Annotated in this window: 28 protein-coding genes; 22 read left to right on the plus strand and 6 right to left on the minus strand. The window is 62.8% G+C overall.

From position 1 onward, the window contains the following. The first annotated feature begins 9 nt into the window (after window positions 1–9). The 6 genes from CAL13_RS08925 (at window position 10) to CAL13_RS08945 (ending at window position 2,612) form a co-directional block, all read left to right on the plus strand. Window positions 10–276, plus strand: a complete 267-nt coding sequence (locus CAL13_RS08925) for a hypothetical protein (protein ID WP_086072143.1) — start codon at window positions 10–12, stop codon at window positions 274–276. Further along, window positions 273–533 (plus strand): DUF7940 domain-containing protein, encoded by a 261-nt coding sequence (locus CAL13_RS08930; RefSeq protein ID WP_086072144.1) that lies wholly within the window; start codon window positions 273–275, stop codon window positions 531–533. Before CAL13_RS08925 ends, CAL13_RS08930 begins: the two co-directional genes overlap by 4 nt. Continuing rightward, the gene (locus CAL13_RS08935) at window positions 520–945 is read left to right on the plus strand and encodes a glycoside hydrolase family protein (RefSeq protein WP_086072145.1); all 426 of its coding nucleotides are present in this window, start codon (window positions 520–522) and stop codon (window positions 943–945) included. Before CAL13_RS08930 ends, CAL13_RS08935 begins: the two co-directional genes overlap by 14 nt. Window positions 946–1,200: 255 nt before the next feature. Next, window positions 1,201–1,455, plus strand: a complete 255-nt coding sequence (locus CAL13_RS08940) for a hypothetical protein (RefSeq protein WP_086072146.1) — start codon at window positions 1,201–1,203, stop codon at window positions 1,453–1,455. 600 nt (window positions 1,456–2,055) lie between these two features. Then, on the plus strand, window positions 2,056–2,217 hold the full coding sequence (locus CAL13_RS21195; RefSeq protein ID WP_157664833.1) for a hypothetical protein: 162 nt from the start codon (window positions 2,056–2,058) through the stop codon (window positions 2,215–2,217). A gap of 188 nt (window positions 2,218–2,405) precedes the next feature. Further along, on the plus strand, window positions 2,406–2,612 hold the full coding sequence (locus tag CAL13_RS08945; RefSeq protein ID WP_086057113.1) for a cold-shock protein: 207 nt from the start codon (window positions 2,406–2,408) through the stop codon (window positions 2,610–2,612). A gap of 61 nt (window positions 2,613–2,673) precedes the next feature. Here CAL13_RS08945 and CAL13_RS08950 read toward each other — a convergent pair whose 3' ends face one another. After that, entirely contained in the window at window positions 2,674–3,201 is a 528-nt protein-coding gene (locus tag CAL13_RS08950) for a TIGR00645 family protein (RefSeq protein WP_086057114.1), read from the minus strand. 355 nt (window positions 3,202–3,556) lie between these two features. Here CAL13_RS08950 and tig point away from each other — a divergent pair, with 355 nt between their 5' ends. From tig to lon, 4 genes are all read left to right on the plus strand, one after another. After that, window positions 3,557–4,867, plus strand: coding sequence for a trigger factor (gene tig / locus CAL13_RS08955; RefSeq protein ID WP_086057116.1), 1,311 nt, complete (start codon window positions 3,557–3,559; stop codon window positions 4,865–4,867). Next, the gene (gene clpP / locus CAL13_RS08960; RefSeq protein WP_086057117.1) at window positions 4,867–5,523 is read left to right on the plus strand and encodes an ATP-dependent Clp endopeptidase proteolytic subunit ClpP; all 657 of its coding nucleotides are present in this window, start codon (window positions 4,867–4,869) and stop codon (window positions 5,521–5,523) included. Before tig ends, clpP begins: the two co-directional genes overlap by 1 nt. Window positions 5,524–5,620: 97 nt before the next feature. Beyond that, window positions 5,621–6,919: an ATP-dependent Clp protease ATP-binding subunit ClpX gene (gene clpX / locus CAL13_RS08965; RefSeq protein WP_086057118.1), complete on the plus strand. Its 1,299-nt coding sequence runs from the start codon at window positions 5,621–5,623 to the stop codon at window positions 6,917–6,919. A 168-nt stretch (window positions 6,920–7,087) separates the two neighbouring features. Then, window positions 7,088–9,547 carry an endopeptidase La gene (lon, locus tag CAL13_RS08970; protein WP_086057119.1) on the plus strand — a complete coding sequence of 820 codons (2,460 nt, stop codon included), beginning with the start codon at window positions 7,088–7,090 and terminating at the stop codon, window positions 9,545–9,547. Between the two features lie 133 nt (window positions 9,548–9,680). Here lon and lexA read toward each other — a convergent pair whose 3' ends face one another. Together lexA and CAL13_RS08980 are read right to left on the minus strand one after the other, a co-directional pair. Continuing rightward, on the minus strand, window positions 9,681–10,331 hold the full coding sequence (gene lexA / locus CAL13_RS08975; protein WP_086057120.1) for a transcriptional repressor LexA: 651 nt from the start codon (window positions 10,329–10,331) through the stop codon (window positions 9,681–9,683). 143 nt (window positions 10,332–10,474) lie between these two features. Then, window positions 10,475–11,680 carry an amino acid aminotransferase gene (locus tag CAL13_RS08980; protein ID WP_086072147.1) on the minus strand — a complete coding sequence of 402 codons (1,206 nt, stop codon included), beginning with the start codon at window positions 11,678–11,680 and terminating at the stop codon, window positions 10,475–10,477. Window positions 11,681–11,756: 76 nt separating this feature from the next. On the opposite strand from CAL13_RS08980, the gene uvrB reads away from it, so the two are divergent. The 11 genes from uvrB (at window position 11,757) to CAL13_RS09035 (ending at window position 21,432) form a co-directional block, all read left to right on the plus strand. Then, complete coding sequence (uvrB, locus tag CAL13_RS08985) at window positions 11,757–13,784, plus strand: excinuclease ABC subunit UvrB (protein ID WP_086057122.1); 2,028 nt, start codon at window positions 11,757–11,759, stop codon at window positions 13,782–13,784. Between the two features lie 260 nt (window positions 13,785–14,044). After that, complete coding sequence (locus CAL13_RS08990; protein ID WP_086057123.1) at window positions 14,045–14,536, plus strand: low molecular weight protein-tyrosine-phosphatase; 492 nt, start codon at window positions 14,045–14,047, stop codon at window positions 14,534–14,536. A gap of 330 nt (window positions 14,537–14,866) precedes the next feature. Further along, window positions 14,867–15,427, plus strand: coding sequence for a Fe-S cluster assembly transcriptional regulator IscR (gene iscR, locus CAL13_RS08995; protein WP_086057124.1), 561 nt, complete (start codon window positions 14,867–14,869; stop codon window positions 15,425–15,427). A gap of 22 nt (window positions 15,428–15,449) precedes the next feature. Then, complete coding sequence (locus CAL13_RS09000) at window positions 15,450–16,661, plus strand: IscS subfamily cysteine desulfurase (RefSeq protein ID WP_086072148.1); 1,212 nt, start codon at window positions 15,450–15,452, stop codon at window positions 16,659–16,661. A 75-nt stretch (window positions 16,662–16,736) separates the two neighbouring features. Next, a complete protein-coding gene (gene iscU / locus CAL13_RS09005) occupies window positions 16,737–17,123 on the plus strand; it encodes a Fe-S cluster assembly scaffold IscU (protein ID WP_086057126.1) in 387 nt (128 codons plus the stop codon). Between the two features lie 2 nt (window positions 17,124–17,125). After that, window positions 17,126–17,449, plus strand: a complete 324-nt coding sequence (gene iscA / locus CAL13_RS09010; RefSeq protein ID WP_086057127.1) for an iron-sulfur cluster assembly protein IscA — start codon at window positions 17,126–17,128, stop codon at window positions 17,447–17,449. A gap of 3 nt (window positions 17,450–17,452) precedes the next feature. Beyond that, complete coding sequence (gene hscB / locus CAL13_RS09015) at window positions 17,453–17,971, plus strand: Fe-S protein assembly co-chaperone HscB (RefSeq protein ID WP_086057128.1); 519 nt, start codon at window positions 17,453–17,455, stop codon at window positions 17,969–17,971. 79 nt (window positions 17,972–18,050) lie between these two features. Next, the gene (hscA, locus tag CAL13_RS09020) at window positions 18,051–19,916 is read left to right on the plus strand and encodes a Fe-S protein assembly chaperone HscA (RefSeq protein WP_086072149.1); all 1,866 of its coding nucleotides are present in this window, start codon (window positions 18,051–18,053) and stop codon (window positions 19,914–19,916) included. A gap of 23 nt (window positions 19,917–19,939) precedes the next feature. Next, window positions 19,940–20,281 carry an ISC system 2Fe-2S type ferredoxin gene (gene fdx, locus CAL13_RS09025; protein WP_086057130.1) on the plus strand — a complete coding sequence of 114 codons (342 nt, stop codon included), beginning with the start codon at window positions 19,940–19,942 and terminating at the stop codon, window positions 20,279–20,281. Then, on the plus strand, window positions 20,281–20,475 hold the full coding sequence (gene iscX / locus CAL13_RS09030; RefSeq protein ID WP_086057131.1) for a Fe-S cluster assembly protein IscX: 195 nt from the start codon (window positions 20,281–20,283) through the stop codon (window positions 20,473–20,475). The genes fdx and iscX overlap by 1 nt, the downstream gene beginning before the upstream one ends. A 51-nt stretch (window positions 20,476–20,526) precedes the next feature. After that, window positions 20,527–21,432: a methylglyoxal synthase gene (locus tag CAL13_RS09035; RefSeq protein WP_086072150.1), complete on the plus strand. Its 906-nt coding sequence runs from the start codon at window positions 20,527–20,529 to the stop codon at window positions 21,430–21,432. Between the two features lie 18 nt (window positions 21,433–21,450). Here CAL13_RS09035 and lysS read toward each other — a convergent pair whose 3' ends face one another. The 3 genes from lysS to prfB all read right to left on the minus strand — a co-directional run bounded on the left by lysS (window position 21,451) and on the right by prfB (window position 25,330). Then, window positions 21,451–22,971, minus strand: a complete 1,521-nt coding sequence (gene lysS / locus CAL13_RS09040) for a lysine--tRNA ligase (RefSeq protein ID WP_086057133.1) — start codon at window positions 22,969–22,971, stop codon at window positions 21,451–21,453. An 8-nt stretch (window positions 22,972–22,979) separates the two neighbouring features. After that, the gene (locus tag CAL13_RS09045) at window positions 22,980–23,735 is read right to left on the minus strand and encodes an SDR family oxidoreductase (RefSeq protein ID WP_086072151.1); all 756 of its coding nucleotides are present in this window, start codon (window positions 23,733–23,735) and stop codon (window positions 22,980–22,982) included. Window positions 23,736–24,225: 490 nt separating this feature from the next. Further along, window positions 24,226–25,330 (minus strand): peptide chain release factor 2 gene (gene prfB / locus CAL13_RS09050; protein WP_157664436.1). Its coding sequence is split into 2 segments (ribosomal slippage): window positions 24,226–25,248 and window positions 25,250–25,330, totalling 1,104 coding nucleotides; the frame shifts between segments, so codons are not numbered across the junction. 287 nt (window positions 25,331–25,617) lie between these two features. Between prfB and CAL13_RS09055 the strand changes: the two genes are divergently transcribed. Beyond that, window positions 25,618–26,925 carry an MFS transporter gene (locus tag CAL13_RS09055; protein WP_086057135.1) on the plus strand — a complete coding sequence of 436 codons (1,308 nt, stop codon included), beginning with the start codon at window positions 25,618–25,620 and terminating at the stop codon, window positions 26,923–26,925. The last annotated feature ends 33 nt before the right edge of the window (window positions 26,926–26,958 follow it).

Below are 26,958 nucleotides of genomic sequence, written 5' to 3' on the forward strand. Positions count from 1 at the left end.
AGAAAGTGAATGGCAGAAGAGCCGAAGGAAGGATGGTTGGTAAGCGCAAAGGTGTTGGTCTCGATGATCGCTTCGGCGTTCGTCATCCTGGGCAGTGTCCTGGGTGGCTGTGGGTGGGTTATTGGCCTGTACAACGGGATGGACAAGCGTTTGACCATCGTAGAGGCCAGCAACGCGCGCATGGGTGACGACATTCGGGACATCAAGACCATGCTTAGCCAGCTTCTGATGAACCGGGCGGATAACCGGCCTGAAACGCGGGGGTGGACGAAATGAGCTTCCGGATCCGACTTGTCGAGGGATGGCAGGAGCTGCATAAGGCGTCCAGCGTCATCGCGGCGTCTTTCTTCGCCGCCTTGTATGCGCTGGGCCCCACGCTGATCGACGCATGGAACATGGTGCCGTCCGACTTGAAGGCGGCACTCCCGGAGGGAGCGGCCCGGTGGCTATCCATTGCGGCGTTCGTTCTGCTTGTCCTGTTCCGGTACACGAAGATCGAGCGCAAGAAGGGGAGCGGGGATGGGAGCCTATGATCTCGCAACCCTGCAGGCTGAACTCTGGCGGGATGAAGGAGAAAGGCTGAAGCCGTACCGGGACACGGTTGGGAAACTAACTATCGGTATCGGGCGCAACCTCGATGATGTGGGTATCAGCCACGAGGAAGCGCTGATGCTTCTCGCCAATGACATTGTGCGCGCCGAAAAGTGGCTTGATAGAAATCTCCCCTGGTGGGGCAGTCTAGACGACGTCCGTCAGCGTGTGATGGTCAATATGGCCTTCAACCTGGGCGGCAAGCTCCTCACGTTCAAGAACACCTTGAAAGCTATCCAGAGCCATGACTGGCAGCAGGCCCACGACGGAATGTTGGACAGCCTCTGGGCGAAGCAGGTAGGCCAACGTGCGCAAAGGCTCGCCAAGATGATGCTCACAGGAGAAACGGCATGACGGCGCTAATTGGAATGTTAGGGTCCGTTTGGCCCGCCTTGGTCGGGGGATTCGGCCTTCTCGCCGGGCTAGTCGTCACTTACCTGGGCCGGAAATCGGCCGAGGCGCAGGTCGCCCAGGCAACGCAGAAAGCTGCAGAAGCGAGCGCCGCTACGGAAAGGGCCAGGGCGCAGACGGCCGCGGTTCGAGACGCTGAGGCTCAAGCGAACGCCGCCGCAGCCATGGCTGGGGTGAAGTCGATAAAGGAGCGTGCAAATGTTGAAAGCGATGTTGCTGGCCTGCCTGTTGGCGCCGCTGCTGACCAGCTGCGCAACGACTGGGCAACCAGTCCCGGAGCAGGCGACGCAGCCGGAGGTGCAGGTAAAGACGCGGGTCATTGATACGGGCTGCGATTGGACGCGCCCGATCTACGTTGACCCGGCAGACGTCCTGAGCGATGGAACGGCGAAGCAAATCCTGGCACACAACCTTGCTGGGGCCAAGAACTGCGGCTGGAAGCCGAGGAAGTAAGTTCTTCCGGCTGTGGCCGAGTTCTGGCCTCAGCGCTTCGGATATCGGTACTCCCGCCGCGTTTTGAAGCTACCGTCGTATTCCCAATAGACGCACCCGGTCTTGGGATTTGCCTCGATGGAGACGCTTCCCTTCTCGCGGCGACAGACGGTGTGGGCGCCGCCTCCGACCATTTCTCCCTTCCAGTGCTGACAAGCGAAGCAACCCCCTGGGCGGTGGTCTGCCTGCATAAAATGGCTGTGTGACATGGTGACACTCGCTGTATGTATATACAGTGTAGCGGGCCAAAAAAACCGCCCCGAAGGGCGGCGTAAGGCTCGTGTGCGGTGGCGAAGTACCTTTACGCCACTACGCCAATTCTACGCCAGGATGCCCGCAAACCCGCGAAAATGCGCGCTCTACGAGTCCCCTCCTTCGCACCACTCTCTTTGACCTCGATGGGGCCGCCCGGCCCTATGCTCAGTGTCTTACATGAGGATGCAAGCGTCCGTGGGGATGCAAGCGTCCGGAAGCGTCGGCCTGGCGGTGGGCCCTCGTGCCTCCTGCTCAGCGGTGGCGACGCTTCGGTGCAGGGGCGCTGCAGGTGATGGCTTTGCCGGCGTGCTCGAGCGCCCGTGGCGGGTTCGGCCGTGGTCGTATCGCTTCGTGATGGTGGAGCTCGCGGTGCAGGAATCCATCGGCATGGCGCGATATGGCTTGTGGAACGCCATGGGGTGGAATCCCCCTCGCGCCGACGCAGCGCTGGCGGGCTGCGCCAACTAGATCAAACGTCCGATACTGGGGTGAGCTGCGATTGACCCCGTAAAAAATTCCTGATTACACTCGATCGGCGGGACCTTCAAGCGGCGTGGTGGTCGATCGATTCGTTGCCTGTACTGGTATTTGTCGTTGCCGGTTCCCCTCCTTGAAGTCTGGCGTTTTCTTCTTATTCTTCCCAGGCGGTGGCAGATATGGCAACGGGTATCGTGAAGTGGTTCAACGCGGAAAAGGGCTACGGTTTCATCGTTCCGGACGACGGCAGCAAGGATCTCTTCGCTCACTTCTCGCAGATCCGCACAGAAGGGTACAAAACCCTGCAGGAAAACCAGCGCGTCACTTATGAAGTAGGGCAAGGGGCCAAAGGCCCTGCCGCCATGAATATCCAAATTCTGAAATAGGCGCGTACCGCAAGCGGGCCCGGGCGGCCCCCTTGCGCTTCCGACGCCCGGGTCGGGCCGTTCAGTGCGCCGACGACTTCGTTTGCCCTGCCGGTACGACCAGCAGCCGGTCCACGTAGGCGATGCCGATGGCGGACAGAATGAAGACGCAGTGAATGATGGTCTGCCACATCACGCCGCTTTCCGTGAACTTGACGCCGCTGCTGCCGAGGCCGCCTGCCTCGATGAACGTGCGGAGCAAGTGGATCGACGAGATACCGATGATGGCCATCGCCAGTTTCACCTTCAGGACACTGGCGTTGACATGACTCAGCCACTCCGGCTGATCCGGGTGGCCTTCCAGCCGCAGGCGGGAAACGAAAGTCTCATAGCCTCCGACGATCACCATGACGAGCAGGTTGGAAATCATGACCACGTCGATAAGGCCGAGCACGATGAGCATGATCTCCATTTCGCCGAACGATGCGGCATGGCTGACCAGATGCCACAACTCCTTCAGGAACAACAAGACGTAAACGCCCTGTGCGACGATCAGACCTAGATAAAGAGGTAGTTGCAGCCAGCGGGAGCTGAAAATCAGCGCCGCCATGGCGCTCAGGCGCGGCGACGATGTGCCCGACGGCGAGGGGCGGGGATTGGAAGGCAGGGCAGTTGTACGCGTGTCGCTGGGTTGCATGATGGCGAACGAGAAAACGGAGACGGCGGATTCTATCAAGCTGTTTGTAAGGGTTTTCACCCTTGCGCGTATCTCTTCGTCACCGAGCCGGCGGCGCTGGCCAGTGCCGAGGTTCCCTGTCAGGGACACCCGCCGGCGCGCTGGGCTCGAGCCGGGGAGCAGGGCAGTCTTATCCGTCCCCGCGCTGCGCCCGGGGCGCATCCCAGATTCCGGTAAAATGACCGGTTGATTCCCATCTTCCATTCACTCGCAAAATAGGTCTTTTCTAATGCAGCCTGTGGTTGAAACCCTCTCCGGCCTGAAGCGCCGCGTCGATCTGTCCGTGTCCGTGGCCGAGGTCGAAAAAGAAGTCCAGGCGCAATTGAGGCGCGTCGCGCGCACCGCCAAGGTTCCTGGCTTCCGCCCGGGCAAGGTCCCCATGGCGATGCTGGAACGCAGCCACGGCCCCGGTATCCGCTATGACGTGATCAATACCCAGGTCGGCCGCGCGTTCGAAGAGGCCGTCGATTCCGCCAAGCTGCGCATCGCCGGCACGCCTTCCATCGAGGCGAAGACCGAAGGCGTTCCGGAGGACACGCTGGCCTTTTCGGCCACGTTCGAGGTCTATCCTGAAGTGACGCTGCCGGACCTGTCCGGATTGTCCGTCACGCGCTATGACACCCCGGTGACGGACGCCGAAGTCGATCAGACCATCGAGGTCTTGCGCAAGCAACGCGCAACCTACGAAGCCCGCGAAGGCCGCGAAGCCCAGGATGGTGACCGCGTGACGCTAGATTTCGCGGGCACCATCGACGGTGTGCCGTTCGAAGGCGGCAAGGCGGAAGGCTTCCCCTTCGTCCTGGGACAGGGCCGCATGCTTCCCGAATTCGAGGCCGCCGCGAAGGGCATGAAGGCGGGTGAGACCAAAGTGTTCCCGCTGACGTTCCCGGAAGACTATCAGGGCAAGGAAGTGGCCGGGAAGACCGCTGAATTCACCATCACCGTGAAGGAAGTGGCCGAGGCCGTGCTGCCCGCGCTGGACGCGGAATTCGCCAAGTCGCTGGGCCAGGCGGAAGGGGATGTGGAGAAGCTGAAGGCCGACATTCGCAAGAACGTCGAGCGCGAAGCCAAGATGCGCCTGCTGGGCCGGACCAAGAACAGCGTCATGAACGCCCTGGCCGAAGCGGCCACGTTCGAAGTCCCGTCCGCGCTGGTGGAAAGCGACGTCAACAGCCGTGTGGCCGCCGCCCGCGAAGAGCTGAAACAGCGCGGCCTGCCCAACGCGGATTCCGTGCCGATCCCGCCCGAGGCCTTCAGCACCGAGTCCGAACGCCGCGTCCGTCTGGGCCTTCTGGTTTCCGAGCTGGTCAAGCAGGCGCAATTGCAGGCGAAACCAGAGCAGGTCCGCGCCCGCATCGAGGAGTTCGCCCAAAACTACGAAGAGCCCGCGCAAGTCGTCAGCTATTATCTGGCGGACCGCCAGCGCCGGGCTGAAATCGAGGCCATCGTGGTGGAGGACAACGTAGTTTCCTATGTGCTCGAAAAGGCCAAGGTCACGGATGAGCAGGTGCCTTTCGACCAGTTGATGGGGATGGCTTGATGAACAGATTTACCGATTTCTACGCGTCCATGTATGGCGGCGCGTCCGTAACGCCGACTGCCTTGGGATATATTCCCATGGTGATCGAGCAGTCCGGGCGCGGCGAACGGGCGTACGACATCTACTCCCGCCTGCTGCGGGAACGCGTGGTGTTCCTGGTCGGTCCGGTCAACGACAATTCGGCCAACCTCGTGGTGGCCCAGTTGCTGTTCCTGGAGTCGGAAAACCCCGACAAGGACATCTCTTTCTATATCAACTCTCCGGGCGGTTCGGTGTATGCCGGCATGGCGATCTACGACACGATGAATTTCGTGAAGCCGGACGTGTCGACGCTGTGCACGGGACTGGCGGCCAGTATGGGCGCTTTCCTGCTGGCGGCCGGCAAGAAGGGCAAGCGTTACACGCTGCCCAACTCCCGTATCATGATTCACCAGCCGTCGGGCGGCGCCCAAGGCCAGGCCAGCGATATCCAGATTCAGGCGCGCGAGATTCTCGATCTCCGCTCGCGTTTGAATCGTATCCTGGCAGAGAACACCGGACAGCCGGAAGAACGCATCGCCGAGGACACCGAACGCGACAACTTCATGTCCGCGGAAGATGCGGTATCGTATGGCTTGGTGGATAAGGTTTTGGCCTCGCGCTCAGAGGATCGCTGAGGCGTTCGCGAGTCCGATTCCGACCCGCCGCTATTTCGAGCCAGCGTAGGATGGGTGGCGCGCGCAGGCGCGACATCCATCGTCACCAGAGATATATATGCCTGAGAAAAAGGGATCGGCAGACGCGAAGGTGCTGCATTGCTCATTTTGCAACAAAAGCCAGCACGAAGTCCGCAAACTGATCGCGGGACCTTCCGTGTTCATCTGCGACGAATGCATCGATCTTTGCAACGATATCATTCGGGAAGAAGCGCAGGCGACGGCACGCGCCGCCATCCGTTCGGAACTGCCCACCCCGACTGAGATCAAGAATTTCCTGGACCAGTACGTGATCGGCCAGAACACGCCGAAGCGTACCCTTGCAGTTGCGGTATACAACCACTACAAGCGCATTCGCCACGGTGAAGTCAAGGGCGACGAAGTCGAACTGTCCAAGAGCAACATCCTGCTGATCGGCCCCACGGGGTCGGGCAAGACGCTGTTGGCGCAGACCCTGGCCCGCATGTTGAACGTGCCGTTCGTCATGGCCGACGCGACCACGCTCACCGAGGCCGGCTATGTGGGCGAGGACGTCGAGAACATCATCCAGAAGCTGCTCCAGAACTGCAACTACGAAGTTGAGAAGGCGCAGCGCGCGATCATTTATATCGACGAAATCGACAAGATATCGCGCAAATCCGATAACCCGTCCATTACCCGGGACGTGTCCGGCGAAGGGGTGCAGCAAGCCTTGCTGAAGCTGATCGAAGGGACCGTGGCGTCGGTGCCTCCCCAGGGCGGGCGCAAGCACCCCAACCAGGATTTCGTTCAAGTCGATACGACGAACATCCTTTTCATCGTCGGCGGGGCGTTCGACGGCCTTGAAAAGGTCATCCGCGATCGCACGGAAAAATCCGGTATCGGGTTTTCCGCTTCGGTCCGTGCCAAGTCCGAGCGCGGTGTGGGAGAGCTGTTCAGCGAGGTCGAGCCCGAGGACCTGATCAAGTTCGGTCTCATTCCCGAACTGGTCGGACGTCTTCCTGTTGTCGCCACCCTTGACGAACTCGACGAAGCCGCGCTGGTCCAGATCCTGACCGAACCCAAGAATGCATTGGTCAAGCAGTTTCAAAAGCTGTTTGCCATGGAAGGCGCGGAACTGGACGTCCGCCCGGCGGCCTTGCGCGCCATCGCCCGCAAGGCGCTCAAGCGCAAAACCGGGGCACGCGGGTTGCGTTCCATCCTCGAGTCGGCATTGCTGGATACGATGTACGAACTGCCTTCCCTGGGCAACGTAAGCCGTGTGGTGCTTGACGAGAACGTTGTCGAGGGCGACGGACAGCCTTTGCTCATCTACGCGGACGACGCGGCGCAGGCCTCGAAACCGGACCGAGGCGAAGTCAGGGACGCCGCAGCGTAATGGCCTGAAACCCGTCCGACGACGGGTTTTTTGGCTTTTCGGGGCTATAGGAGCCGAAAACTTGATTTTTCGGCTATTGTTCCCATATCAGACGTAACCGATGGCCGATGCGAATGACCCGCATGTTGTTCGCATCGCCGATACGCCGAGTCATCCAAGGAATCCTCTATGTCTGGTACGCAGACCCTGCCTTCCGAACCCATCGATCTGCCGCTGCTTCCGCTGCGCGACGTCGTGGTGTTCCCGCATATGGTCATCCCGCTTTTCGTCGGCCGTCCCCGCTCCATCCGTGCGCTGGAAGTGGCGATGGAAGCCGGCAAGAGCATCATGCTGGTCGCTCAAAAATCCGCAGGCAAGGACGATCCATCCCCCGAGGATGTGTACGAGATCGGCTGCGTCGCCGGCATCCTGCAGATGTTGAAGCTGCCCGACGGCACCGTGAAGGTGCTGGTCGAAGGCGCTCAACGCGCCCGTATCACGCGTGTGGACGACGTTGAATCGCACTTTACGTGTGAAGTGGTGCCTATCCAGCCGGATGCCGTTCAAGGCTCCGAGACGGAGGCGCTGCGCCGGGCGATCGTGGCCCAGTTCGAGCAGTATGTAAAACTGAACAAAAAGATCCCGCCGGAAATCCTGACTTCCCTGGCGGGAATCGACGACGCCGGCCGCCTGGCCGACACCATTGCAGCCCATCTGCCGCTGAAGCTCGAGCAGAAGCAGAAGATGCTCGAGATCTTCGCCACGTCCGAGCGTCTGGAAGGCTTGCTCACTCAGCTGGAAACCGAGATCGACATCCTTCAGGTCGAGAAGCGGATCCGCGGCCGCGTGAAGAAGCAGATGGAGAAGAGCCAGCGCGATTACTACCTGAATGAGCAAGTGAAGGCCATTCAGAAGGAATTGGGCGAAGGCGAAGAGGGCGCCGATATCGAGGAACTCGAGAAGAAGATCGTCGCCGCCCGCATGCCGAAGGAAGCGCGCAAAAAGGCCGACGCCGAGCTGAAGAAGCTCAAGCTGATGTCCCCGATGTCCGCCGAAGCCACGGTTGTCCGCAACTACATCGACACCCTGATCAATCTGCCGTGGCGCAAGAAGAGCAAGGTCAACAACTCCATCGCCAACGCCGAGTCGGTGCTGGACGACGACCACTACGGGCTGGAAAAGGTCAAGGAACGGATCCTGGAATACCTTGCCGTGCAGCAGCGCGTGGACAAGGTAAAGGCCCCGATCCTCTGCCTGGTCGGCCCTCCGGGCGTCGGCAAGACGTCGCTCGGGCAATCGATCGCCAAGGCGACGAACCGCAAGTTCGTCCGCATGGCGCTCGGCGGCGTGCGCGACGAAGCGGAAATCCGCGGACATCGCCGTACGTATATCGGTTCGATGCCCGGCAAGATCCTGCAGAACATGAGCAAGGTGGGCGTGCGCAATCCGCTGTTCCTGCTCGACGAGATCGACAAGCTCGGCATGGACTTCCGTGGCGATCCGTCTTCGGCGTTGCTGGAGGTGTTGGATCCGGAGCAGAACCATACCTTCCAGGATCACTACGTTGAGGTCGATTTCGACCTGTCCGACGTCATGTTCGTTGCCACCAGCAACACGCTGAACATTCCGCCGGCCCTGCTGGACCGGATGGAAGTGATCCGGCTGTCGGGCTACACCGAAGACGAGAAGGTTCACATCGCCAGCGATCACCTGATCCCGAAGCTCCTGAAGAACAACGGGCTGAAGGAGAACGAACTGACGATCGACGAATCGGCCCTGCGCGACATCGTGCGCTACTACACGCGCGAGGCTGGCGTGCGGGCGCTCGAACGCGAGGTCGGCAAGATCTGCCGCAAGGTGGTCAAGCAGCTGCTGACCGAGCGCGATGCGAAGGCGGAAGGCGATGCAGCGAAGGGCGCGGCCGACACGACGACGATTGCCGTTACGTCGGAAAACCTGAGCGATTACCTGGGCGTGCGCCGCTACAACTTCGGTATGGCCGAAAAGGAAAACCAGGTCGGACAAGTCACCGGCTTGGCCTGGACGGAGGTAGGCGGTGATCTGCTTACCATCGAAGTCGCCGACATGCCGGGCAAGGGTGCGATTCAGCGTACCGGTTCCCTGGGCGACGTGATGAAGGAATCCGTCGAAGCGGCCCGCACAGTGGTGCGTTCGCGAGCGCGCCGCCTGGGGTTCGCCGACAGCGTGTTCGAAAAGCGCGACATGCACGTGCACGTTCCGGAAGGCGCGACGCCCAAGGACGGTCCGTCCGCCGGTATCGCGATCACGACAGCCATGGTTTCCGCATTGTCGGGTATTCCGGTGCGCGCCGATGTGGCGATGACCGGCGAGATCACGCTGCGCGGCGAAGTGCTGGCAATCGGCGGCCTGAAGGAAAAGCTGCTTGCCGCGCACCGCGGCGGGATCAAAACCGTGCTGATTCCCGAGGAAAACGTCAAGGACCTGGCTGAGATTCCCGACAACGTGAAGAATCAGTTGGAAGTCGTTCCGGTGCGCTGGATCGATAAGGTTCTGGAAAGGGCGTTGGAGCGTATGCCTGAGCCGCTTACGGAAGAAGAGGCGAAGGATAAGCCCATGGTGACCCCGGCGCCCGCTTCGGCATCCGCCGACCCGGTTATCAAGCACTGAAGCCAAGGACGCGGCGGGACGGTTTCATGACGGTCCCACCGCTGGCCGGCCGCCTAGCCGGCAAAAACAAGAGCCCGGAGGCGAAAGCTCCCGGGCTCTTTTTCTGTGCTGGAAATTCTTCGTTCGCCGGGCCTCAGTGCAGCGCCTGCGTTCGGATAAGGCCCACTGCAATGCCTTCCAGTGCAAACTCCTGCCCTGGCTGGACGACGATGGGTTCGAAGTCCGGATTTTCCGGCAGGAGCCGGATGCGGCCGTCTTGCCGTTGCAGACGCTTGACGGTGACGTCTTCATCGATCCGCGCGACAACGATCTGGCCGTCTCGGGCTTCGCTGGCTTTTTTGACGGCGAGGAGATCGCCATCAAGAATGCCGACGTCGCGCATGCTCATGCCGCGCACCTTCAACAGGTAATCCGGCCGCTGCGCGAAGAGAGAAGGATCGACGCCCACGTCGCGTTCCACGTGCTCGGCGGCCAGGATCGGGCTGCCGGCTGCCACACGGCCGACCAACGGCAGTACAAGTTGGGCAAGGGAGGGGATGGGCAGCAACGGCTGCTGGCCTTCAGGTCGCGCCTCTTTCAATCGGATGCCGCGCGACGCCCCTGCAGTGAGCTCGATGGCGCCCTTGCGCGCCAGCGCCTTGAGGTGATCTTCGGCCGCGTTGGGTGACCGGAAACCAAGCGCCTGGGCGATTTCGGCGCGCGTGGGCGGGAAGCCCGTGCTGGCGACGGCCTGACGAATGAGATCGAGGATCTGCTGCTGGCGTTCGGTAAGTTTGCTGGCCATGGCGGATTGCTGTGCCCTGTATGGATATACAGGTCGCCATTTTGGGGGACGCAGCTTGAAAACGCAAGGGCCAGCGGAATCGAGCAACAAAAAAGCGGGGCGCAGGCCCCGCTTTCTTTACCCCAGGCTGCCGCGAAGGGTTCTCAGCCCCGCAGCACTGCGGCAATGCTTTTCGCCACTGTGTCGATGTTCTGGCTGTTCAGCGCCGCGACGCAAATGCGGCCGGTGCCAATGGCGTACACGCCATGTTCTTCGCGCAAGCGGTCGACCTGGGCGGAGGTCAATCCCGAATAGGAGAACATGCCGCGCTGGTCGAGCACGAAGCTGAAGTCCTGCTGGGCGCCGTTCTCCTTGATTTTTGCGACCAGCTGCTGACGCATCAGGCGGATGCGGTCCCGCATGCCCGCCAACTCCTGCTCCCACAATGCGAACAGTTCCGGGCTGTTGAGCACGGTCGAAACAATAGTGCCCCCGTGCGTGGGCGGGTTGGAGTAGTTGGTGCGGATGACCCGCTTGAGCTGGCTGAGCACACGCGTGGCCTCGTCCTTGCTGCCGGCCACGACGGTCAGCGCGCCGACGCGTTCGCCGTACAGCGAAAAGGACTTGGAGAAGGAGGAGCTGACGAACACCGTCATATCCATTCCCGCGAACAAGCGCACCACGGCGGCATCCTCGTGCAGGCCCGCACCGAAGCCCTGGTAGGCGATGTCGAGGAAGGGCACGAGATCGCGTTCCTTCACGACGTTGGCGATCTGCTGCCATTGTTCCATCGTGGGATCCACGCCCGTGGGGTTGTGGCAGCAGGCATGCAGGACCACGACGCTGCCGGCCGGCATGGACTTCAGCCCGGCCAGCATGCCTTCGAAGTTCAGTCCGTGCGTGGCGGCATCGTAGTACGGATACGTTTCGACCTGGAAACCGGCGCGTTCGAACAGGGCGCGATGGTTCTCCCAGCTCGGATCGCTGATGTAGGCCTTGGCGTCAGGCAGCAACTGGTGCAGGAAGTCCGCGCCGATCTTCAGCGCGCCGGTGCCGCCCAGGGCCTGGGTGGTCAAGACCCGTCCCGCCGCGGTAAGGGGCGAATCGGCGCCCAGCAGCAAGGCCTGCGCGCCTTTGTTGTAGCTGGCGATCCCCTCGATGGGCAGGTAGCCGCGCGCAGCGGCCGCTTCGATGCGAGCCACCTCTGCCTTGCGGACGGCAGCCAGCAGGGGGATGCGGCCGTTATCGTCGTAGTACACCCCCACGCCGAGATTGACCTTGCCCGCACGGGGATCGGCGTTGTATTGCTCATTCAGCCCCAGGATAGGGTCGCGCGGGGCCAATTCGACGTTTTGAAAAAGGGTGCTCATCGGATCGCAGAAAGGGTGGGTGGACGCAGCCGTATATGCGGCGGATAATGGGGGGTTTACCCCGAGACAGTCTAGCATGACGGCACCTGGATTCGTCGAGTTCCCCGATAGTCCTTTCCAGCTATATCAACCCTATCCGCCGGCGGGCGATCAGCCCAACGCGATCGACGGATTGGTGGAGGGCGTGCGGGACGGGCTCATGTACCAGACCCTGCTTGGGGTCACCGGTTCGGGCAAAACGTACACAATGGCGAACGTCATCGCGCGCCTTGGCCGCCCGGCGCTGGTGCTCGCCCCGAACAAGACCCTGGCAGCGCAGCTTTACGCCGAGATGCGGGAATTCTTCCCGAAGAACGCCGTCGAGTACTTCGTTTCCTACTACGACTATTATCAACCCGAGGCCTATGTGCCGACGCGGGATCTTTTCATCGAAAAGGACTCGTCGATCAACGAGCACATCGAGCAGATGCGGCTGTCGGCGACCAAGAGCCTGCTGGAGCGTCGCGATACCGTGATCGTGGGCACCGTGTCGTGCATCTACGGTATCGGCAACCCGGGCGACTACCACGCCATGGTGCTCATCCTGCGCGTCGGCGACCGCATATCGCGGCGTGAGATCCTCGCCCGCCTCGTCGCCATGCAATACACGCGCAACGATGCGGATTTCACCCGGGGCGTGTTCCGCGTGCGCGGTGAAACGATCGACATCTTCCCGGCGGAAAGCGCGGAACTTGCCCTGCGCTTGACCTTGTTCGATGACGAGGTGGAAACCCTGGAGCTGTTCGATCCCCTGACCGGCCGGACTCGGCAAAAGGTCCCGCGATTCACTGTATATCCGGGGTCGCATTACGTCACGCCGCGCGACACGGTATTGAGGGCCATTGAGACGATCAAGGAAGAATTGCGCGAACGCGTGGAGTTCTTCACCAGGGAAGGCAAGCTGGTGGAGGCGCAGCGGCTCGAGCAGCGCACGCGTTTCGATCTGGAAATGCTGCAGGAGCTGGGTTTCTGCAAGGGCATCGAAAACTATTCCCGCCATCTGTCCGGCGCCGCGCCCGGCGAGCCGCCGCCTACGCTAATCGACTACCTGCCCGCCGACGCGCTGATGTTCATCGACGAAAGCCATGTCACGATGGGGCAGCTGAGCGGCATGTACCGAGGAGACCGGTCCCGCAAGGAAACCCTGGTGCAGTACGGTTTCCGGCTGCCGTCCGCGCTGGATAACCGGCCGCTTCAGCTGCAGGAATTCGAGGCGCGCATGCGTCAATGCGTGTTCGTGTCCGCCACGCCGTCGGACTATGAGCGGCAGCATTCGGATAACGTCGTCGAGCAGGTGGTCCGGCCCACGGGTCTGGTCGACCCCGTCGTCGAAGTTCGCCCCGCCCGTACCCAGGTGGACGACCTGCTCGGGGAAATCAAGCTTCGCGTGGCGGAGTCCGAGCGCGTCCTGGTCACCACGCTGACCAAACGGATGGCTGAAGACCTGACCGACTTCCTGGCCGAACATGGCGTCCGGGTGCGCTATCTGCACTCGGACATCGATACGGTCGAACGCGTGGAAATCATCCGCGATCTCCGGCTGGGGACTTTCGACGTGCTGGTGGGGATCAACCTGCTGCGCGAGGGGTTGGATATTCCAGAGGTTTCCCTGGTGGCCATTCTCGATGCGGACAAGGAAGGCTTCCTGAGGTCCGAGCGCAGCCTTATCCAGACCATCGGGCGGGCCGCCCGGAATTTGAACGGCAGGGCCATCCTGTATGCGGACCGGATCACGGACTCGATGCATCGCGCCATTGGGGAAACCGAGCGCCGGCGCAAGAAGCAGCAGGAATTCAATGCCGCGCACGGCATCACCGCGAAAGGGGTGCAGAAAGCGGTGCGCGAATTGATCGATGGCGTGGTGGCGCCAGTGCATCACCCGACGATCGAAGATGCCCTGCCGGCCGATGTGCTGACCGATGAGAAGGCGTTGGCGCGCGAAATCCGCAGGCTGGAGAAGCTGATGATGGATCACGCGCGCAATCTGGAGTTCGAGCAGGCCGCAGCGGCCCGCGACGCGCTGAACGCGCTGAAGGAGCGGGTGCTGCTCGACGGGGCGAGGTAAAGACAGGGACCGCTAGCGTCTGCCATCGGTTTGTAACGATCCGGACATAAAGGGGACACAATCCCGCTGTTGCGGTGCAACCGCAGGAATGCCGGCCGGATCGCGGCAATACGTGTAGCAAACGTTAATCGCTTCCTTAGGATTTCCCTATAAGTCCTTATCGCACCTCAACTTTTGGCGGTGCGTCACGACGCCCGGCTGCGCACTTTCGATGCAAAAAAAGCTTGCCTAGTTCCGGGTTTTCCCTCAGACTATGAAACATGATGACCAAGGTACTTTTCGTTTGCATGGGCAACATCTGCCGCTCGCCGAGCGCGGAAGGTGTGTTCCGTCGGCTGGTCAATGACGCCGGTCTGAGCGATGTCGTGCGGATCGATTCCGCCGGGACGCACGCTTTTCACATTGGCGAGGCGCCGGATGCCCGGGCGCAGGCTGCCGCCCGTAAGCGCGGCTACGAAATCACGCACTGCGAGGCGCGTCAGGTCACGCCCGAAGATTTCCGTGAGTTCGACCTCATTCTGGCAATGGACTGGGAAAACCTGTCGGCGTTGCAGCAGCAGTGCCCCAAGGCTTACCAGCACAAGTTGATGCTCCTGATGCGGTTCGCCAACGAGTTCGAAGAGGCGACCGTTCCCGATCCGTACTACGGCGGGCCGGAAGGTTTTGGCAAGGTGCTGGACTATCTCGAGGACGCCTGTCAGGGCGTGCTGGAATTGGTCCGTAAGCGCGCGACGCAGTATCAGGCGGCTTGATCAATAGCGAAGCCTGCCGGCGACGCGCCGTCGAGGCCCAGCGCGTCTGCCTCGGGCGCCAAGGTGTTTCCATCTTCTGTCTGTCGTCATAAGATCCTGGCGGCGCGCGCAGCGCGCCACCGGTTCTGCCAGGGCCCTTGCGGGCCCCTAACGAAACCGCCGTCACGGCGGTTTTTTGCTGTCTGTCTGCTGCTCGTCCCTATCGGCCGCATGGTTTCATAGTAATTTAGTCGGGAATAGGCTATACTTGAACCAATTACTCAGGTATTGAGATCAGGTATCGGACCCCGGCCGTGCGCCGGGCCTACTGGCTAAACAGGAATCTCGACTATGCGGCTGACTACCAAAGGACGTTTCGCCGTGACCGCCATGATCGACCTCGCCATGCGTCAGCACAGCGGGCCGGTCACCCTGGCGGCCATCAGCCAGCGCCAGAACATTTCTCTTTCCTATCTCGAGCAACTGTTCGGCAAGCTGCGTCGGCACGAGCTCGTCGATAGCGTTCGCGGGCCCGGCGGCGGCTATTCGCTGGCGCGGCTTGCCCGCAATGTCACTGTCGCCGACATTATTTTCGCGGTGGATGAGCCGCTGGACGCCACCAGCTGTGGCGGCAAGCAGGACTGTACGAGCGGCAAGGACGGCAAGTCCGGCAAGTGCATGACGCACGAACTTTGGGCGACGCTCAACCGCAAGATGGTGGACTACCTGGATTCCGTTTCCCTGCAGGACCTTGTGGACCAGCAACGCGTCCGCCAGCTCCAGGAAGCGAACAATCAGGCGCAGAACGGAACCGTCCGAGTGAACCGGGTCGCCAACGGCGCCGCCGTGTCGAGCGCTTGCACGAATACCAGCGCGACGGCCAAGCCGTCCGGCGCCTCCGCCACCGTATAAGAAAATCAGGAGCTGTACGAATATGTCCAACCGTCCCATTTACCTCGACTATTCCGCCACGACTCCGGTCGATCCCCGCGTGGTGGAAAAAATGGTGCCGTGGCTGTACGAGCATTTCGGCAATCCGGCATCCCGCAGCCACTCGATGGGGTGGGAAGCGGAAGACGCGGTCGAACGTGCGCGTGAGGAAGTCGCCAAGCTGGTGAACGCCGACCCGCGCGAAATCATCTGGACGTCGGGCGCCACCGAATCGGACAACCTGGCCATCAAGGGCGCTGCCAACTTCTACGCCGAACGCGGCAAGCACATCATCACGGTCAAGACCGAGCACAAGGCCGTGCTGGACACGTGCCGCGAGCTGGAGCGTCAAGGCTTCGAGGTGACCTACCTCGATGTGCAGGATAACGGCCTGATCGACCTGGACGTCTTCAAGGCGGCGATCCGCCCCGATACGGTGCTGGTGTCGGTGATGATGGTCAACAACGAGATCGGCGTCATCCAGGACATCGAAGCGCTGGGCGAAATCTGCCGCGAGCGGAACATCATTTTCCACGTCGATGCCGCCCAGGCGACCGGCAAGGTCGAGATCGACCTGCAAAAGCTGAAGGTGGACCTGATGTCCTTTTCGGCGCACAAGACCTACGGTCCCAAAGGCATTGGCGCGCTGTACGTGCGCCGCAAGCCGCGCGTGCGTATCGAAGCGCAAATGCATGGCGGCGGTCATGAACGCGGTTTCCGTTCCGGTACGTTGCCCACGCATCAGATCGTCGGCATGGGCGAGGCCTTCCGCCTGGCGCGCGAGGAAATGGGCACCGAGAACGAACGCATCCGCATGTTGCGCGACCGCCTGTGGAAGGGGCTGTCGGAGATCGAAGAGGTTTACCTGAACGGCGACATGGAACGCCGTGTGCCGCATAACCTCAACGTCAGCTTCAATTATGTGGAAGGCGAGTCGTTGATCATGGCGGTCAAGGAACTGGCGGTATCCAGCGGATCGGCCTGTACGTCGGCCAGCCTGGAGCCTTCCTATGTGCTGCGCGCACTGGGACGCAATGATGAATTGGCGCACAGCTCGATCCGCTTTACGATCGGCCGCTTCACGACGGAGCAGGAAATCGATTTCACGGTGGATCTAATCAAACAGCGCGTCGGCAAGCTGCGCGATATGTCGCCGCTGTGGGAAATGGCCAAGGAAGGCATCGACCTGAACAGCGTGCAGTGGGCGGCGCACTGACCGGCGCCCAAACCGTGCCGGTTGGCGGCGTGAACCCATTTGGATTGCCTTCGCCTGGCGAAGGGGAGAAATATCATGGCATACAGCGATAAAGTTCTGGATCACTATGAAAACCCGCGCAATGTCGGGTCTTTCGACAAGGGTGACGATTCGGTTGGTACCGGCATGGTAGGCGCGCCGGCCTGTGGCGACGTGATGAAGCTGCAGATCAAGGTGGGCCCCAACGGCGTCATCGAGGATGCGCGCTTCAAGACCTACGGCTGCGGTTCGGCCATCGCGTCGAGCTCGCTCGTGACCGAATGGGTCAAGGGCAAGACGCTGGACGAGGCGATGAACATCCGCAACACGCAGATCGCCGAAGAGCTGGCCCTGCCGCCGGTGAAGATTCACTGCTCCATCCTGGCGGAAGACGCCATCAAGGCGGCCGTCAAGGACTACAAAGAAAAACACTCGCAGGTTTGATAATGGCCATCACACTGACTCCCCAAGCGGCGAGCCACATCAGCCGCTATCTGCAGCGCCGCGGCAAAGGGGTGGGTCTGCGCCTGGGCGTCAGGACCACCGGCTGCTCCGGCATGGCTTACAAGCTCGAGTATGTGGATGAGCCCGATGCCGCCGACCAGGTTTTCGAAAGCCACGGCGTGAAGGTGTTCGTGGATCCGAAAAGCCTGGTCTATATCGACGGGACCGAGCTGGACTACGCTCGCGAGGGTTTGAACGAAGGGTTCAAGTTCCACAACCCCAACGAAAAGGCGACTTGCGGCTGCGGCGAGTCTTTTACGGTGTAATCCTTGGCTTCAGCGGACGATCATTTCGCCTTGTTCGGGCTGCCGGCGCGTTTCGATCTGGACACCGCGCGCCTCGAACAGGTCTGGCGGGAAGTCGCGGCCCGGGTTCACCCGGACCGCTACGCAACCGCATCTCCTGCCGAGCGCCGCGTGGCCATGCAGTGGTCCGCGCGGGCCAATGAGGCCTACCGGCAGCTGCGCGATCCTTTGCTGCGCGCGCGCTATCTGTGCGAACGCGCCGGCGTGGACCTGCAGACGGAAAGCAATACGTCCATGGACACGGACTTCCTGATGCAGCAGATGAGCTGGCGCGAAGCGCTCGACGAAGTGCGGGAGCAGGGTGGCAAGGGGCCGGCTGCCGACGCGCTGCGTGCGGAACTGGCCGAGGCCGAGGCGGGGCTGCAGCAAGCAGTGTCCCGCCTGCTGGACCAAAGCGGCGATGCCGCGGCCGCGGCAACCAAAGTGCGCGAATGGATGTTCGTGCGCAAGATGAGCCAGGAACTGGCCCAGGCAGCGGAGTAAGCCGCTGGATCGCCCGGTCCGCCGCGACGCGGGGCATTGCAAGGCCCGCACCACCTGAACCTATAACGACATCCCAATCATGGCTTTACTTCAGATTTCAGAACCGGGCGAATCGCCCGCGCCGCATCAGCGCAAGCTTGCGGTCGGGATCGATCTGGGCACGACCAATTCCCTGGTGGCCACCGTGCGCAGCAGCGTGCCGGAGGTGCTGAAGGACGAAGAGGGCCGTGTCCTGCTGCCGTCCGCGGTCCGGTATCTGGCTGATGCGCCGCCCATCGTGGGCCACGAAGCATTGGCGACGCAGGCGGAAGACCCGGCGAATACCATCGTGTCCGTAAAGCGATTCATGGGGCGCACGGCCGACGAGGCTCGCGCCTCGGGTACGGCCTACGATTTCGTGGATGCCCCCGGCATGGTCCGGCTGCGTACCGCCGCGGGCGATCTGAGTCCCATCGAGGTGTCCTCGCACATTCTGGCGCGGCTGAAGGCGCGCGCCGAAGCGGCGCTGGGCGATGAGCTTGTTGGCGCCGTGATCACCGTACCGGCTTACTTCGATGACGCGCAGCGCCAGGCGACGCGCGACGCCGCCCGACTCGCCGGGCTGAACGTGCTGCGCCTGCTGAACGAACCGACGGCCGCCGCCATTGCCTACGGTCTGGAAAACGCCGCCGAAGGCGTCTACGCCGTGTACGACCTGGGCGGCGGTACGTTCGATGTATCCATCCTGCGCCTGACCAAAGGCGTATTCGAGGTCGTCGCCACGGGTGGCGACACGGCGCTGGGCGGCGACGATTTCGACGCGTTGATCGCCGAATGGGCCGCCTCGTCCATTCCCGAGGCCAAGGACTGGTCCCGCCACGACCGCCGGGCCCTGATGGTGGCTGCCCGGGCAGCGCGCGAGCGGCTGTCTGTCGAAGCGGCGACTTCCGTGCGGTTTCCGTTGCGGGACGGCACGGAAGTGGACGTGCCGCTGACCCGCGAGCATTTCGAAACCATGGCCGCGCCCCTGATCGAACGTACCCTTGCCTGTGCCCGCCGTGCCTTGCGCGATGCCGGTTTGAAGCCGGCCGACGTGCGTGGCGTGGTCATGGTTGGCGGCGCGACGCGCATGCCGGTGGTGCGCCGGGCTGTTGGCGAACTGTTCGGCCAGACGCCGCTGACGGATCTGGACCCCGATCAGGTGGTGGCGCTGGGCGCCGCCTTGCAGGCCAATCTGTTGGCGGGCAATCGGCTGCCGGGCGAAGACTGGTTGCTGCTGGACGTGATCCCGCTGTCGCTTGGCCTGGAAACCATGGGCGGCCTGGTGGAACGCATCATCCCTCGCAACAGCACGATTCCGGTTGCGCGCGCCCAGGAGTTCACCACCTTCAAGGACGGCCAGAGCGCCATGAGCATCCACGTGGTGCAAGGCGAGCGGGAGCTCGTGTCGGCGTGCCGATCCCTCGCGCGCTTCGAATTGCGCGGCATTCCTCCCATGGTTGCCGGGGCCGCCCGTATCCGCGTGACGTTTCAGGTCGATGCCGACGGGCTGCTCGGGGTGACCGCGCGCGAGCAGAGCACCGGGGTCGAAGCATCCGTGACGGTGAAGCCTTCCTATGGGCTTTCGGACGACGAGATCACGCGCATGCTGGCCGAGAGCATCGATCAGGCGGACGCCGACGCGCGCGCCCGGATGTTGCGCGAGCAGCAGGTGGAAGCGCGCCAGCTGGTGGAGTCGGTTCGGGCTGCGCTCGCCGCCGATGGCGATCTGCTCGACGAGGCTGAGCGCCGGCGCGTGGATGCCGCACTTGCTCAGGCCGAGGCCGCCCGCGATAGCGACGACGTCGAAGCCGTACGGGGCGCGGTGCGAGAGCTTTCCGAATCCACCGAAGCCTTCGCCGCGCGGCGAATGGACCGCAGCATCCGCGCCGCCCTGTCGGGCCGCAAGCTGGACGAATTGACCTGAACGGTCCTTTCCCTTTCCGAATCATGCCGAAACTGACCGTATTGCCCCATCCGGAAATCTGCCCAGAAGGCAAGGTGATCGAGGACGCGCCCAGCGGCGTGTCGATCTGCCGCACCCTGCTGGACCATGGCGTGGAAATCGAGCACGCCTGCGAGCTTTCCTGTGCCTGCACGACATGCCACGTTATCGTGCGCCAGGGCTTCCAGTCGCTGGACGACGCCAGCGACATGGAAGAGGATCTGCTCGACAAGGCCTGGGGGCTGACCTCTACGTCCCGGCTGTCTTGCCAGGCCAAGGTCGCCGACACGGACTTGACCGTGGAAATTCCCCGATACACGATCAATCACGCGAAGGAGAACCACTGATGAAGTGGACCGATATTCAGGATATCGCCGTGGCGCTCGCCGACACGCATCCGGACGTCGATCCGACGCAAGTCCGCTTCACCGCGCTGCGCGACATGGTCCTGGCGCTGCCGGATTTCAATGACGATCCCAAGCATTGCGGCGAAAAAATCCTGGAAGCCATCCAGCAAGCCTGGATCGAAGAAGCGGAATAACCGGTTGGCGGCGGTATCATCCGTAACCGTCGTCATCCCGATTCCGCCATCATGACCCTTCCAATCCTGCGCTTCGGCCTGGCCGCCAATCGCCTGCATCACGAGACCCCGGACGCCATCCTGTTCGATTGGCTGCGCGCCTGTTCGGCGACCATCCGCCAGATGGGCATGCAGTTCTACACAGTCGGCCGCACGCACGACGCCATCACGCGGGAAGGCATGCTGCAGGGCTATTCCGGCCTGATCCGCTATCCCTACGGCCGGGAGGGCGGCTTGATGAAGCTGGTCGCGCGCGTGACGGAGGGCCGCGATGGCACCATGCCTTTCGACGGCGCGATCTACTTCATCGACCCCGTCGATCCCTCATCGATCTTCCCCGAGGCGCTGGCCCTGAAGCGCCAATGCGTCACGCATGGCAAGCCCTTCATCTCGACGCTGGCCGGCGCGCTCGAATGGATGGAAGTCGAACGTCTGCATGCCGGCCTGGCGCCGGACCCGGCCCTTTCGAGCATGTTCGATTTTTCGGGGCAGACGCTGGCGCTCATTGCGCACGACGCCCTGAAGGACGAAATGGTGGCGTTTGCCGACGCGCACTTCGACGTGCTGTCACGGTTCGGCCGGCGCGTGGCGACCGGAACGACCGGCGGTCGGCTGAACGAGCTGGCTTGGTCGCGCGGATGGCCGAAGGACAGGCCGTGGGCGCACCGCTACCTGAGCGGTCCCTTGGGCGGAGACGCCCAGATTGCCGAGCTCGTGCTCGAGCGCCAATGCCAGCGTGTCATTTTCTTTGAAGACCCGCACGTGGCGCGACAGCACGAAGCCGATATTCAATTGCTCGAACGCGCGGTACGGGTGGCCACCCGTGTGGCCTCGTGCGCGACGTCCCCTGCCGTCGCACGCCGCTGGGCCGAAGCGGTCGTGCTTCGCGACGCGGCGTTGTCCGGCGCCCAGGGGTAGGGCGCCGGTTTCCCGGGCTCAGTCTTCCCGGCGCAGGTGCGGGAACAGGATGACGTCACGGATGCTGGGGCTGTCGGTCAGCAGCATGACCAGCCGGTCGATGCCGATTCCGCAGCCGCCCGTGGGAGGCATGCCGTATTCAAGCGCGCGAATGTAATCCGCGTCGTAGTACATGGCTTCTTCGTCGCCCGCGTCCTTCGCTTCCACCTGCGCACGGAAGCGTTCCGCCTGGTCTTCCGGGTCGTTCAGCTCGGAGAAACCGTTGGCGATCTCACGGCCGGTGATGAACAGCTCAAAGCGTTCGGTGATGCCGGGCCGCGTGTCGGAGGCGCGGGCCAGCGGCGACACCTCCACCGGGTAGTCGATGATGTACGTCGGGTTCCATAGCTGCGCTTCCGCGGTTTCCTCGAAAAGCGCCAGCTGCAGGGCGCCTAGCCCGGCGCGGGCCAACGGCGGCGCATCCACATCCACCTTCAGGCGCTTCAGTTCCTGGCGGAGGAACGCCGCGTCGTCCAGCTGCGCCTGCGTGTAATCCGGCGCGTATTTCAGGATCGCTTCACAGATGGTCAGCCGGTCGAAAGGCTGGCCCAGGTCCAGTTCCCGCCCCTGATAGGTCAGCACGGCGCTGCCGGTTGCCCCGATCGCGGCCTGGCGAATCAGCTGTTCGGTGAAGTCCATGAGCCAGCGATAGTCGGTGTACGCGGCGTAGAACTCCATCATCGTGAACTCCGGATTGTGACGCGGGCTGACGCCCTCATTGCGGAAGTTCCGATTGATTTCGAAGACCCGGTCGAAACCGCCGACGACCAGCCGCTTCAGGTAGAGCTCCGGGGCGATGCGCAGGAACATTTCCATGTCCAGCGCATTGTGATGGGTGATGAACGGCTTGGCGGCCGCACCGCCAGGGATCGGATGCAGCATCGGCGTTTCCACTTCCAGAAAGCCGGCCTGCAGCATGTACTGCCGGATGGCGCCCACCGCCTTGCTGCGCGCTTCGAACGTGCGCCGGGTCGATTCCGTCATGATGAGGTCGACGTAGCGCTGGCGATAGCGCAATTCCTGGTCGGCAACGCCGTGGAATTTGTCGGGCAACGGGCGCAGCGACTTGGCCAGCAGGCGCGCCTGCGTGGCATGGATGGACAGTTCGCCCTTGTTCGTCTTGAAGACCGAGCCTTCGACGCCGATGACGTCGCCGATGTCCCACTGCTTGAACGCGGCATAGGCGTCGTCGCCCAGCACGCCGCGGTCCAGGTAGATCTGGATACGGCCGCTGGCGTCCTGCACCGTCGCGAAGCTTGCCTTGCCCATGACGCGCTTGAGCATCATGCGGCCGGCCACTTTGACGACCTTGCCGAGCGTGGTCAGCGTTTCCTGGTCCGCCTCGTCGTATTGGGCGTGCAGCTCGGCGGCGCGGGCGTCCGGCGTGAAGTCATTGGGAAAGGCCGGGCCGCTTTCGCGCAGCTTGGCCAGCTTGGCGCGCCGTTCGGCGATCAGCCGGTTCTCGTCCTGCGCGGCAGTGGCGTTCGAAGTGTCGGTCATGGTAAGCGCTAGTTGTAATTGCGGATGTCGTCGATTTCGGTCGCGCCGAAATCGTCGCGTTCGAGATAGGCAGCGATTCGCGCCGCGACGTCGGCCGGCGAAGACAGCTTGCCGCCCGCGTGCAGGTCCTGGAAGCGGGGCAGGGCGGGGAAGGCGCCGGGGTCGCTTGCGCGGATGGCCGCCTGCATGTCGGTGTCCACCACGCCGGGGGCCAGGGAGACGAATCTGGCATCGCCTTCGCCGTGCTCCTGCTTCGCGACACGGGTGTACATGTCCAGCGCGGCCTTGGTGGCGCAATATACGCCCCAACCCGAAGTGGGATTGCGGCCCGCCCCGGACGAGATGTTCAGCACCCGCCGTTCTGCCGCCAGCCCGCGGGTGGCAGCCAGGAAACGCGAAGTCAGCAGCATCACCGCCACGACGTTCAGATTCAATGCCTGCGTAATTGCCGCGGGGTGATCCAGGCCGTCCACTGGGGCGACCGGGCTGACAGTCCCCGCGTTGTTCACCAGCACGTACCGTCCGGCGTCACGCGGCAATTGCGCCGCGATCCGCTCCGCCGCATCGGCCGCCCCCTGGGGATCGGAAAGATCGACGGCCATCTGTTCCAGCGCCGCGCCACGCGCGGCGGCGTGCGCAGCCAGTTCCGGATCCTGCCGGCGCGCCAGCGTGATAAGCCGGACGCCCGGCTGAGCCAGTTCCCGCGCCAAAGCAGCCCCAAGGCCGCGCGATGCGCCAGTCAGAACGACTACGGATTGAGGCATGGTCACACCTTTCCTTTTCGGTTAGTCATATCGCTGCGGATTCCCACCGCCAGAACCCAGCATTCCCCATGTCGGCAAGGCCAATCATTGCGGTTCGCCCCCGCAAAAAACAGGTGCCCCCCGACCGCGGACGCCGCGGATCCGGCTCCGCCGGTCCGCTGGCGTCGCCCCCTCGAGGGGGAAGCGCGGAAGCGCTTCGGGGGTGGGCTTCCCTTCCGGTCCGCCAGCGTCGCCCCCTCGAGCGGGAAGCGCGGAAGCGCTTCGGGGGGTGGGCTTCCCTTCCGGTCCGCCAGCGTCGCCCCCTCGAGGGGGAAGCGCGTAGCGCTTCGGGGGCGAGCTTCCCTTCCAGTCCACCAGCCGCTCTTCCGAGAAGCCCCAGCCCCCGCAAAAAACAGGTGCCCCCCGACCAGGGACGCCGCGGATCCGGCTCCGCCGGTCCGCCAGCGTCGCCCCCTTGAGGGGGAAGCGCGTAGCGCTTCGGGGGTGGGCCCTACACACCTTGCTTCAAACTGGCTTCGATGAACGGGTCCAGGTCGCCGTCCAGAACCTTTTGCGTGTTGGAGATTTCCACGTTGGTCCGCAAGTCCTTGATGCGGCTCTGGTCCAGCACGTAGGAGCGGATCTGATGACCCCAGCCCACGTCGGTCTTGGAGTCTTCCAGCTTCTGCTGTTCCGCCATGCGGTTGCGCATTTCCAGCTCGTACAGCCGCGACTTCAGCATTTGCATGGCTTCCGCCCGGTTGCGATGCTGCGACCGGTCGTTCTGGCACTGCACGACGATGCCGGTCGGCATGTGTGTAATGCGTACTGCAGAATCGGTCTTGTTGATGTGCTGGCCGCCCGCGCCGCTGGCGCGGTAGGTGTCGACGCGCAGATCCGCTGGATTGATCTCGATCTCGAAAGAGTCGTCCACCTCTGGGTACACGAACACGCTGGCGAAGGACGTGTGCCGGCCGCCGGACGAGTCGAAGGGGCTTTTGCGCACCAGCCGGTGCACGCCCGTTTCGGTGCGCAGGTAACCGAAAGCGTATTCGCCTTCGATCTTCAGGGTGGCGGACTTGATGCCCGCGACTTCGCCTTCGGATTCTTCCAGCACTTCGGCCTTGAATCCCTTGCGTTCGCAGTACTTCAGGTACTGGCGAAGCAGCATCGATGCCCAATCCTGGGCTTCCGTGCCGCCAGCGCCGGCCTGGATGTCCAGGAAGCAGTTCAGCGGGTCGGCCGGATTGGAGAACATCCGGCGGAATTCCAGCGCTTCGAGCTTTTTCTGGAATTGGTCGGCGTCGCCTTCGATGGAAATCAGCGTGGCGTCGTCTTCATCGGCTGCCGCCAGTTCGAAAAGCTCGGCGGCATCGGCCAGGCCGCTGCCCAGCTCGGAAAGCGTCAGGACGACGTCTTCCAGGCTCTTCTTTTCGCGGCCAAGGTCCTGGGCATGCTTGGGGTCGTTCCAGACGTCCGGACTTTCGAGCTCGGCGTTTACGACCTGCAGGCGCTCGGCTTTGGCATCGTAGTCAAAGATACCTCCGTAGCGCCTGCTCGCGTGCCGCGTAGTCGGCGAGTCGGGCGGCGATCTGGTTCTGACGTTCGGCTTCCATGGCGAATCCTGGCTGAAAATTGCGAAAACCCGACATTTTAGCCTGCTCCCTGGCAACCGCCGGACGCCACAACCGTAGGCGGGCCGGCATCGTCCACGGCGCGCGGCGGCGGAGCGTCATTCAGGTTCGCGTCAGAAAGAACAAACGGGTTTGTGGAAACTTGCCCGGCGGATTTATAAAACCCTGTCCGCAACCACGCGGACATGAAAAGCCGCGAGGCCGGGCTGTGCGGGCAGGGCATTTGTCCTTGCCGGCGGCCATAAAACCATCCGAGAAGGAGGAGACGAATGGAAACCGTGATCACCCCCGATGCTGCGCCGTCATCGGCCAGCGCCGAAGACCGGCTGTACCGGAAAGTGACGCTGCGCCTGGTGCCGTTTCTGGTGCTTTGTTATGTCGTGGCCTATCTGGACCGCGTCAACGTCGGCTTCGCCAAGCTGCAGATGCTGCAGGACCTGAAGTTCAGCGACACAGTCTATGGGCTGGGCGCCGGGATTTTCTTCCTGGGCTATTTCCTTTTCGAAGTGCCCAGCAACATCATCCTGCACCGGGTGGGTGCGCGCCGCTGGATCGCCCGCATCATGATTACGTGGGGCGTGATTTCGGCGGCCATGATTTTCGTGACGACGCCCGGCATGTTCTACCTGCTGCGGTTTCTGCTGGGCCTGGCGGAAGCGGGCTTTTTTCCGGGCATCATCCTGTATCTGACGTATTGGTTTCCGCACGCGCGCCGCGGCCGTATCACGACCTTCTTCATGACGGCCGTGCCATTGTCCGGCCTGATCGGCGGGCCGGTATCCGGTTGGATCATGCACACTTTCCATGGCGACCACGGGATGGCCGGCTGGCAGTGGCTGTTCATCCTGGAAGGCATCCCGTCCGTGATCATCGGGCTGATCGTGCTGTTCTGGCTGGATGACCGCATTTCGCAAGCCAAATGGCTGACCGAAAACGAGCGCGCCATCCTCTCGCGCAATATCGAAGCTGAGGAAAAGGTGAAAGAAGACCCGCCCCTGCGCGCCGCCATGACCAAGCCGCGCGTCTGGGCCATGGCAAGCATCTATTTTTCGTTCGTGATGGGTCTGTATGGCGTCGGTTTCTGGATGCCGACCCTGATCCGCAATACCGGCGTGCAGGACCCGCTGTCTATCGGGTTGCTGACGGCCATACCAAACCTGTTCGCGGTGATCGGCATGATTCTGATCGCGCGTAGCTCCGACCGTCAGCATGAGCGCCGCTGGCACCTGGCGATTCCTTCGCTGATCGGCGCAGCGGGGCTGGTGGTGTCGGCCATGTGGAGCGGCAATACCTGGATCGCCATCCTGGCGCTCACCGTCGCGAACGTGGGGATCTGCACGGTGCTGCCTTTGTTCTGGAGTCTGCCCACGGCTGTTCTCGGAGGCACGGCGGCGGCGGCTGGCATCGCGCTGATCAATTCGGTCAGCAACCTTGCCGGATTCATCAGCCCCTATTTGGTCGGCTGGCTAAAGGATACGACGGGGTCGACGAACAGCGGCATTTACGTCCTGGCAGCCTGCCTGTGCGTGGGGGCGCTAGTTGCGTTGGCGCAGCCAGCGAAATTGGTGAACCGCTAGTGTGTCGCCGACACGGCGCCTGCAGGCGAGGCG

The organism is Bordetella genomosp. 9, from assembly GCF_002119725.1.
Taxonomy (GTDB): domain Bacteria; phylum Pseudomonadota; class Gammaproteobacteria; order Burkholderiales; family Burkholderiaceae_B; genus Bordetella_C.

Bases quoted from the DNA above. Each gene is read 5' to 3' on its own strand.
- uvrB (WP_086057122.1), top strand. From the start codon at position 11,757: ATGACGGCACCTGGATTCGTCGAGTTCCCCGATAGTCCTTTCCAGCTA.
- CAL13_RS08930 (WP_086072144.1), top strand. From the start codon at position 273: ATGAGCTTCCGGATCCGACTTGTCGAGGGATGGCAGGAGCTGCATAAG.
- CAL13_RS08990 (WP_086057123.1), top strand. From the start codon at position 14,045: ATGATGACCAAGGTACTTTTCGTTTGCATGGGCAACATCTGCCGCTCG.
- CAL13_RS09000 (WP_086072148.1), top strand. From the start codon at position 15,450: ATGTCCAACCGTCCCATTTACCTCGACTATTCCGCCACGACTCCGGTC.
- lexA (WP_086057120.1), bottom strand. From the start codon at position 10,331: ATGGCCAGCAAACTTACCGAACGCCAGCAGCAGATCCTCGATCTCATT.
- CAL13_RS09045 (WP_086072151.1), bottom strand. From the start codon at position 23,735: ATGCCTCAATCCGTAGTCGTTCTGACTGGCGCATCGCGCGGCCTTGGG.
- CAL13_RS08925 (WP_086072143.1), top strand. From the start codon at position 10: ATGGCAGAAGAGCCGAAGGAAGGATGGTTGGTAAGCGCAAAGGTGTTG.
- CAL13_RS08935 (WP_086072145.1), top strand. From the start codon at position 520: ATGGGAGCCTATGATCTCGCAACCCTGCAGGCTGAACTCTGGCGGGAT.
- CAL13_RS09055 (WP_086057135.1), top strand. From the start codon at position 25,618: ATGGAAACCGTGATCACCCCCGATGCTGCGCCGTCATCGGCCAGCGCC.
- clpX (WP_086057118.1), top strand. From the start codon at position 5,621: ATGCCTGAGAAAAAGGGATCGGCAGACGCGAAGGTGCTGCATTGCTCA.
- CAL13_RS08940 (WP_086072146.1), top strand. From the start codon at position 1,201: ATGTTGAAAGCGATGTTGCTGGCCTGCCTGTTGGCGCCGCTGCTGACC.
- CAL13_RS08980 (WP_086072147.1), bottom strand. From the start codon at position 11,680: ATGAGCACCCTTTTTCAAAACGTCGAATTGGCCCCGCGCGACCCTATC.
- lon (WP_086057119.1), top strand. From the start codon at position 7,088: ATGTCTGGTACGCAGACCCTGCCTTCCGAACCCATCGATCTGCCGCTG.
- iscU (WP_086057126.1), top strand. From the start codon at position 16,737: ATGGCATACAGCGATAAAGTTCTGGATCACTATGAAAACCCGCGCAAT.
- iscA (WP_086057127.1), top strand. From the start codon at position 17,126: ATGGCCATCACACTGACTCCCCAAGCGGCGAGCCACATCAGCCGCTAT.
- clpP (WP_086057117.1), top strand. From the start codon at position 4,867: ATGAACAGATTTACCGATTTCTACGCGTCCATGTATGGCGGCGCGTCC.
- fdx (WP_086057130.1), top strand. From the start codon at position 19,940: ATGCCGAAACTGACCGTATTGCCCCATCCGGAAATCTGCCCAGAAGGC.
- hscA (WP_086072149.1), top strand. From the start codon at position 18,051: ATGGCTTTACTTCAGATTTCAGAACCGGGCGAATCGCCCGCGCCGCAT.
- iscX (WP_086057131.1), top strand. From the start codon at position 20,281: ATGAAGTGGACCGATATTCAGGATATCGCCGTGGCGCTCGCCGACACG.
- iscR (WP_086057124.1), top strand. From the start codon at position 14,867: ATGCGGCTGACTACCAAAGGACGTTTCGCCGTGACCGCCATGATCGAC.
- tig (WP_086057116.1), top strand. From the start codon at position 3,557: ATGCAGCCTGTGGTTGAAACCCTCTCCGGCCTGAAGCGCCGCGTCGAT.
- CAL13_RS08950 (WP_086057114.1), bottom strand. From the start codon at position 3,201: ATGGCGGCGCTGATTTTCAGCTCCCGCTGGCTGCAACTACCTCTTTAT.
- CAL13_RS08945 (WP_086057113.1), top strand. From the start codon at position 2,406: ATGGCAACGGGTATCGTGAAGTGGTTCAACGCGGAAAAGGGCTACGGT.
- CAL13_RS09035 (WP_086072150.1), top strand. From the start codon at position 20,527: ATGACCCTTCCAATCCTGCGCTTCGGCCTGGCCGCCAATCGCCTGCAT.
- lysS (WP_086057133.1), bottom strand. From the start codon at position 22,971: ATGACCGACACTTCGAACGCCACTGCCGCGCAGGACGAGAACCGGCTG.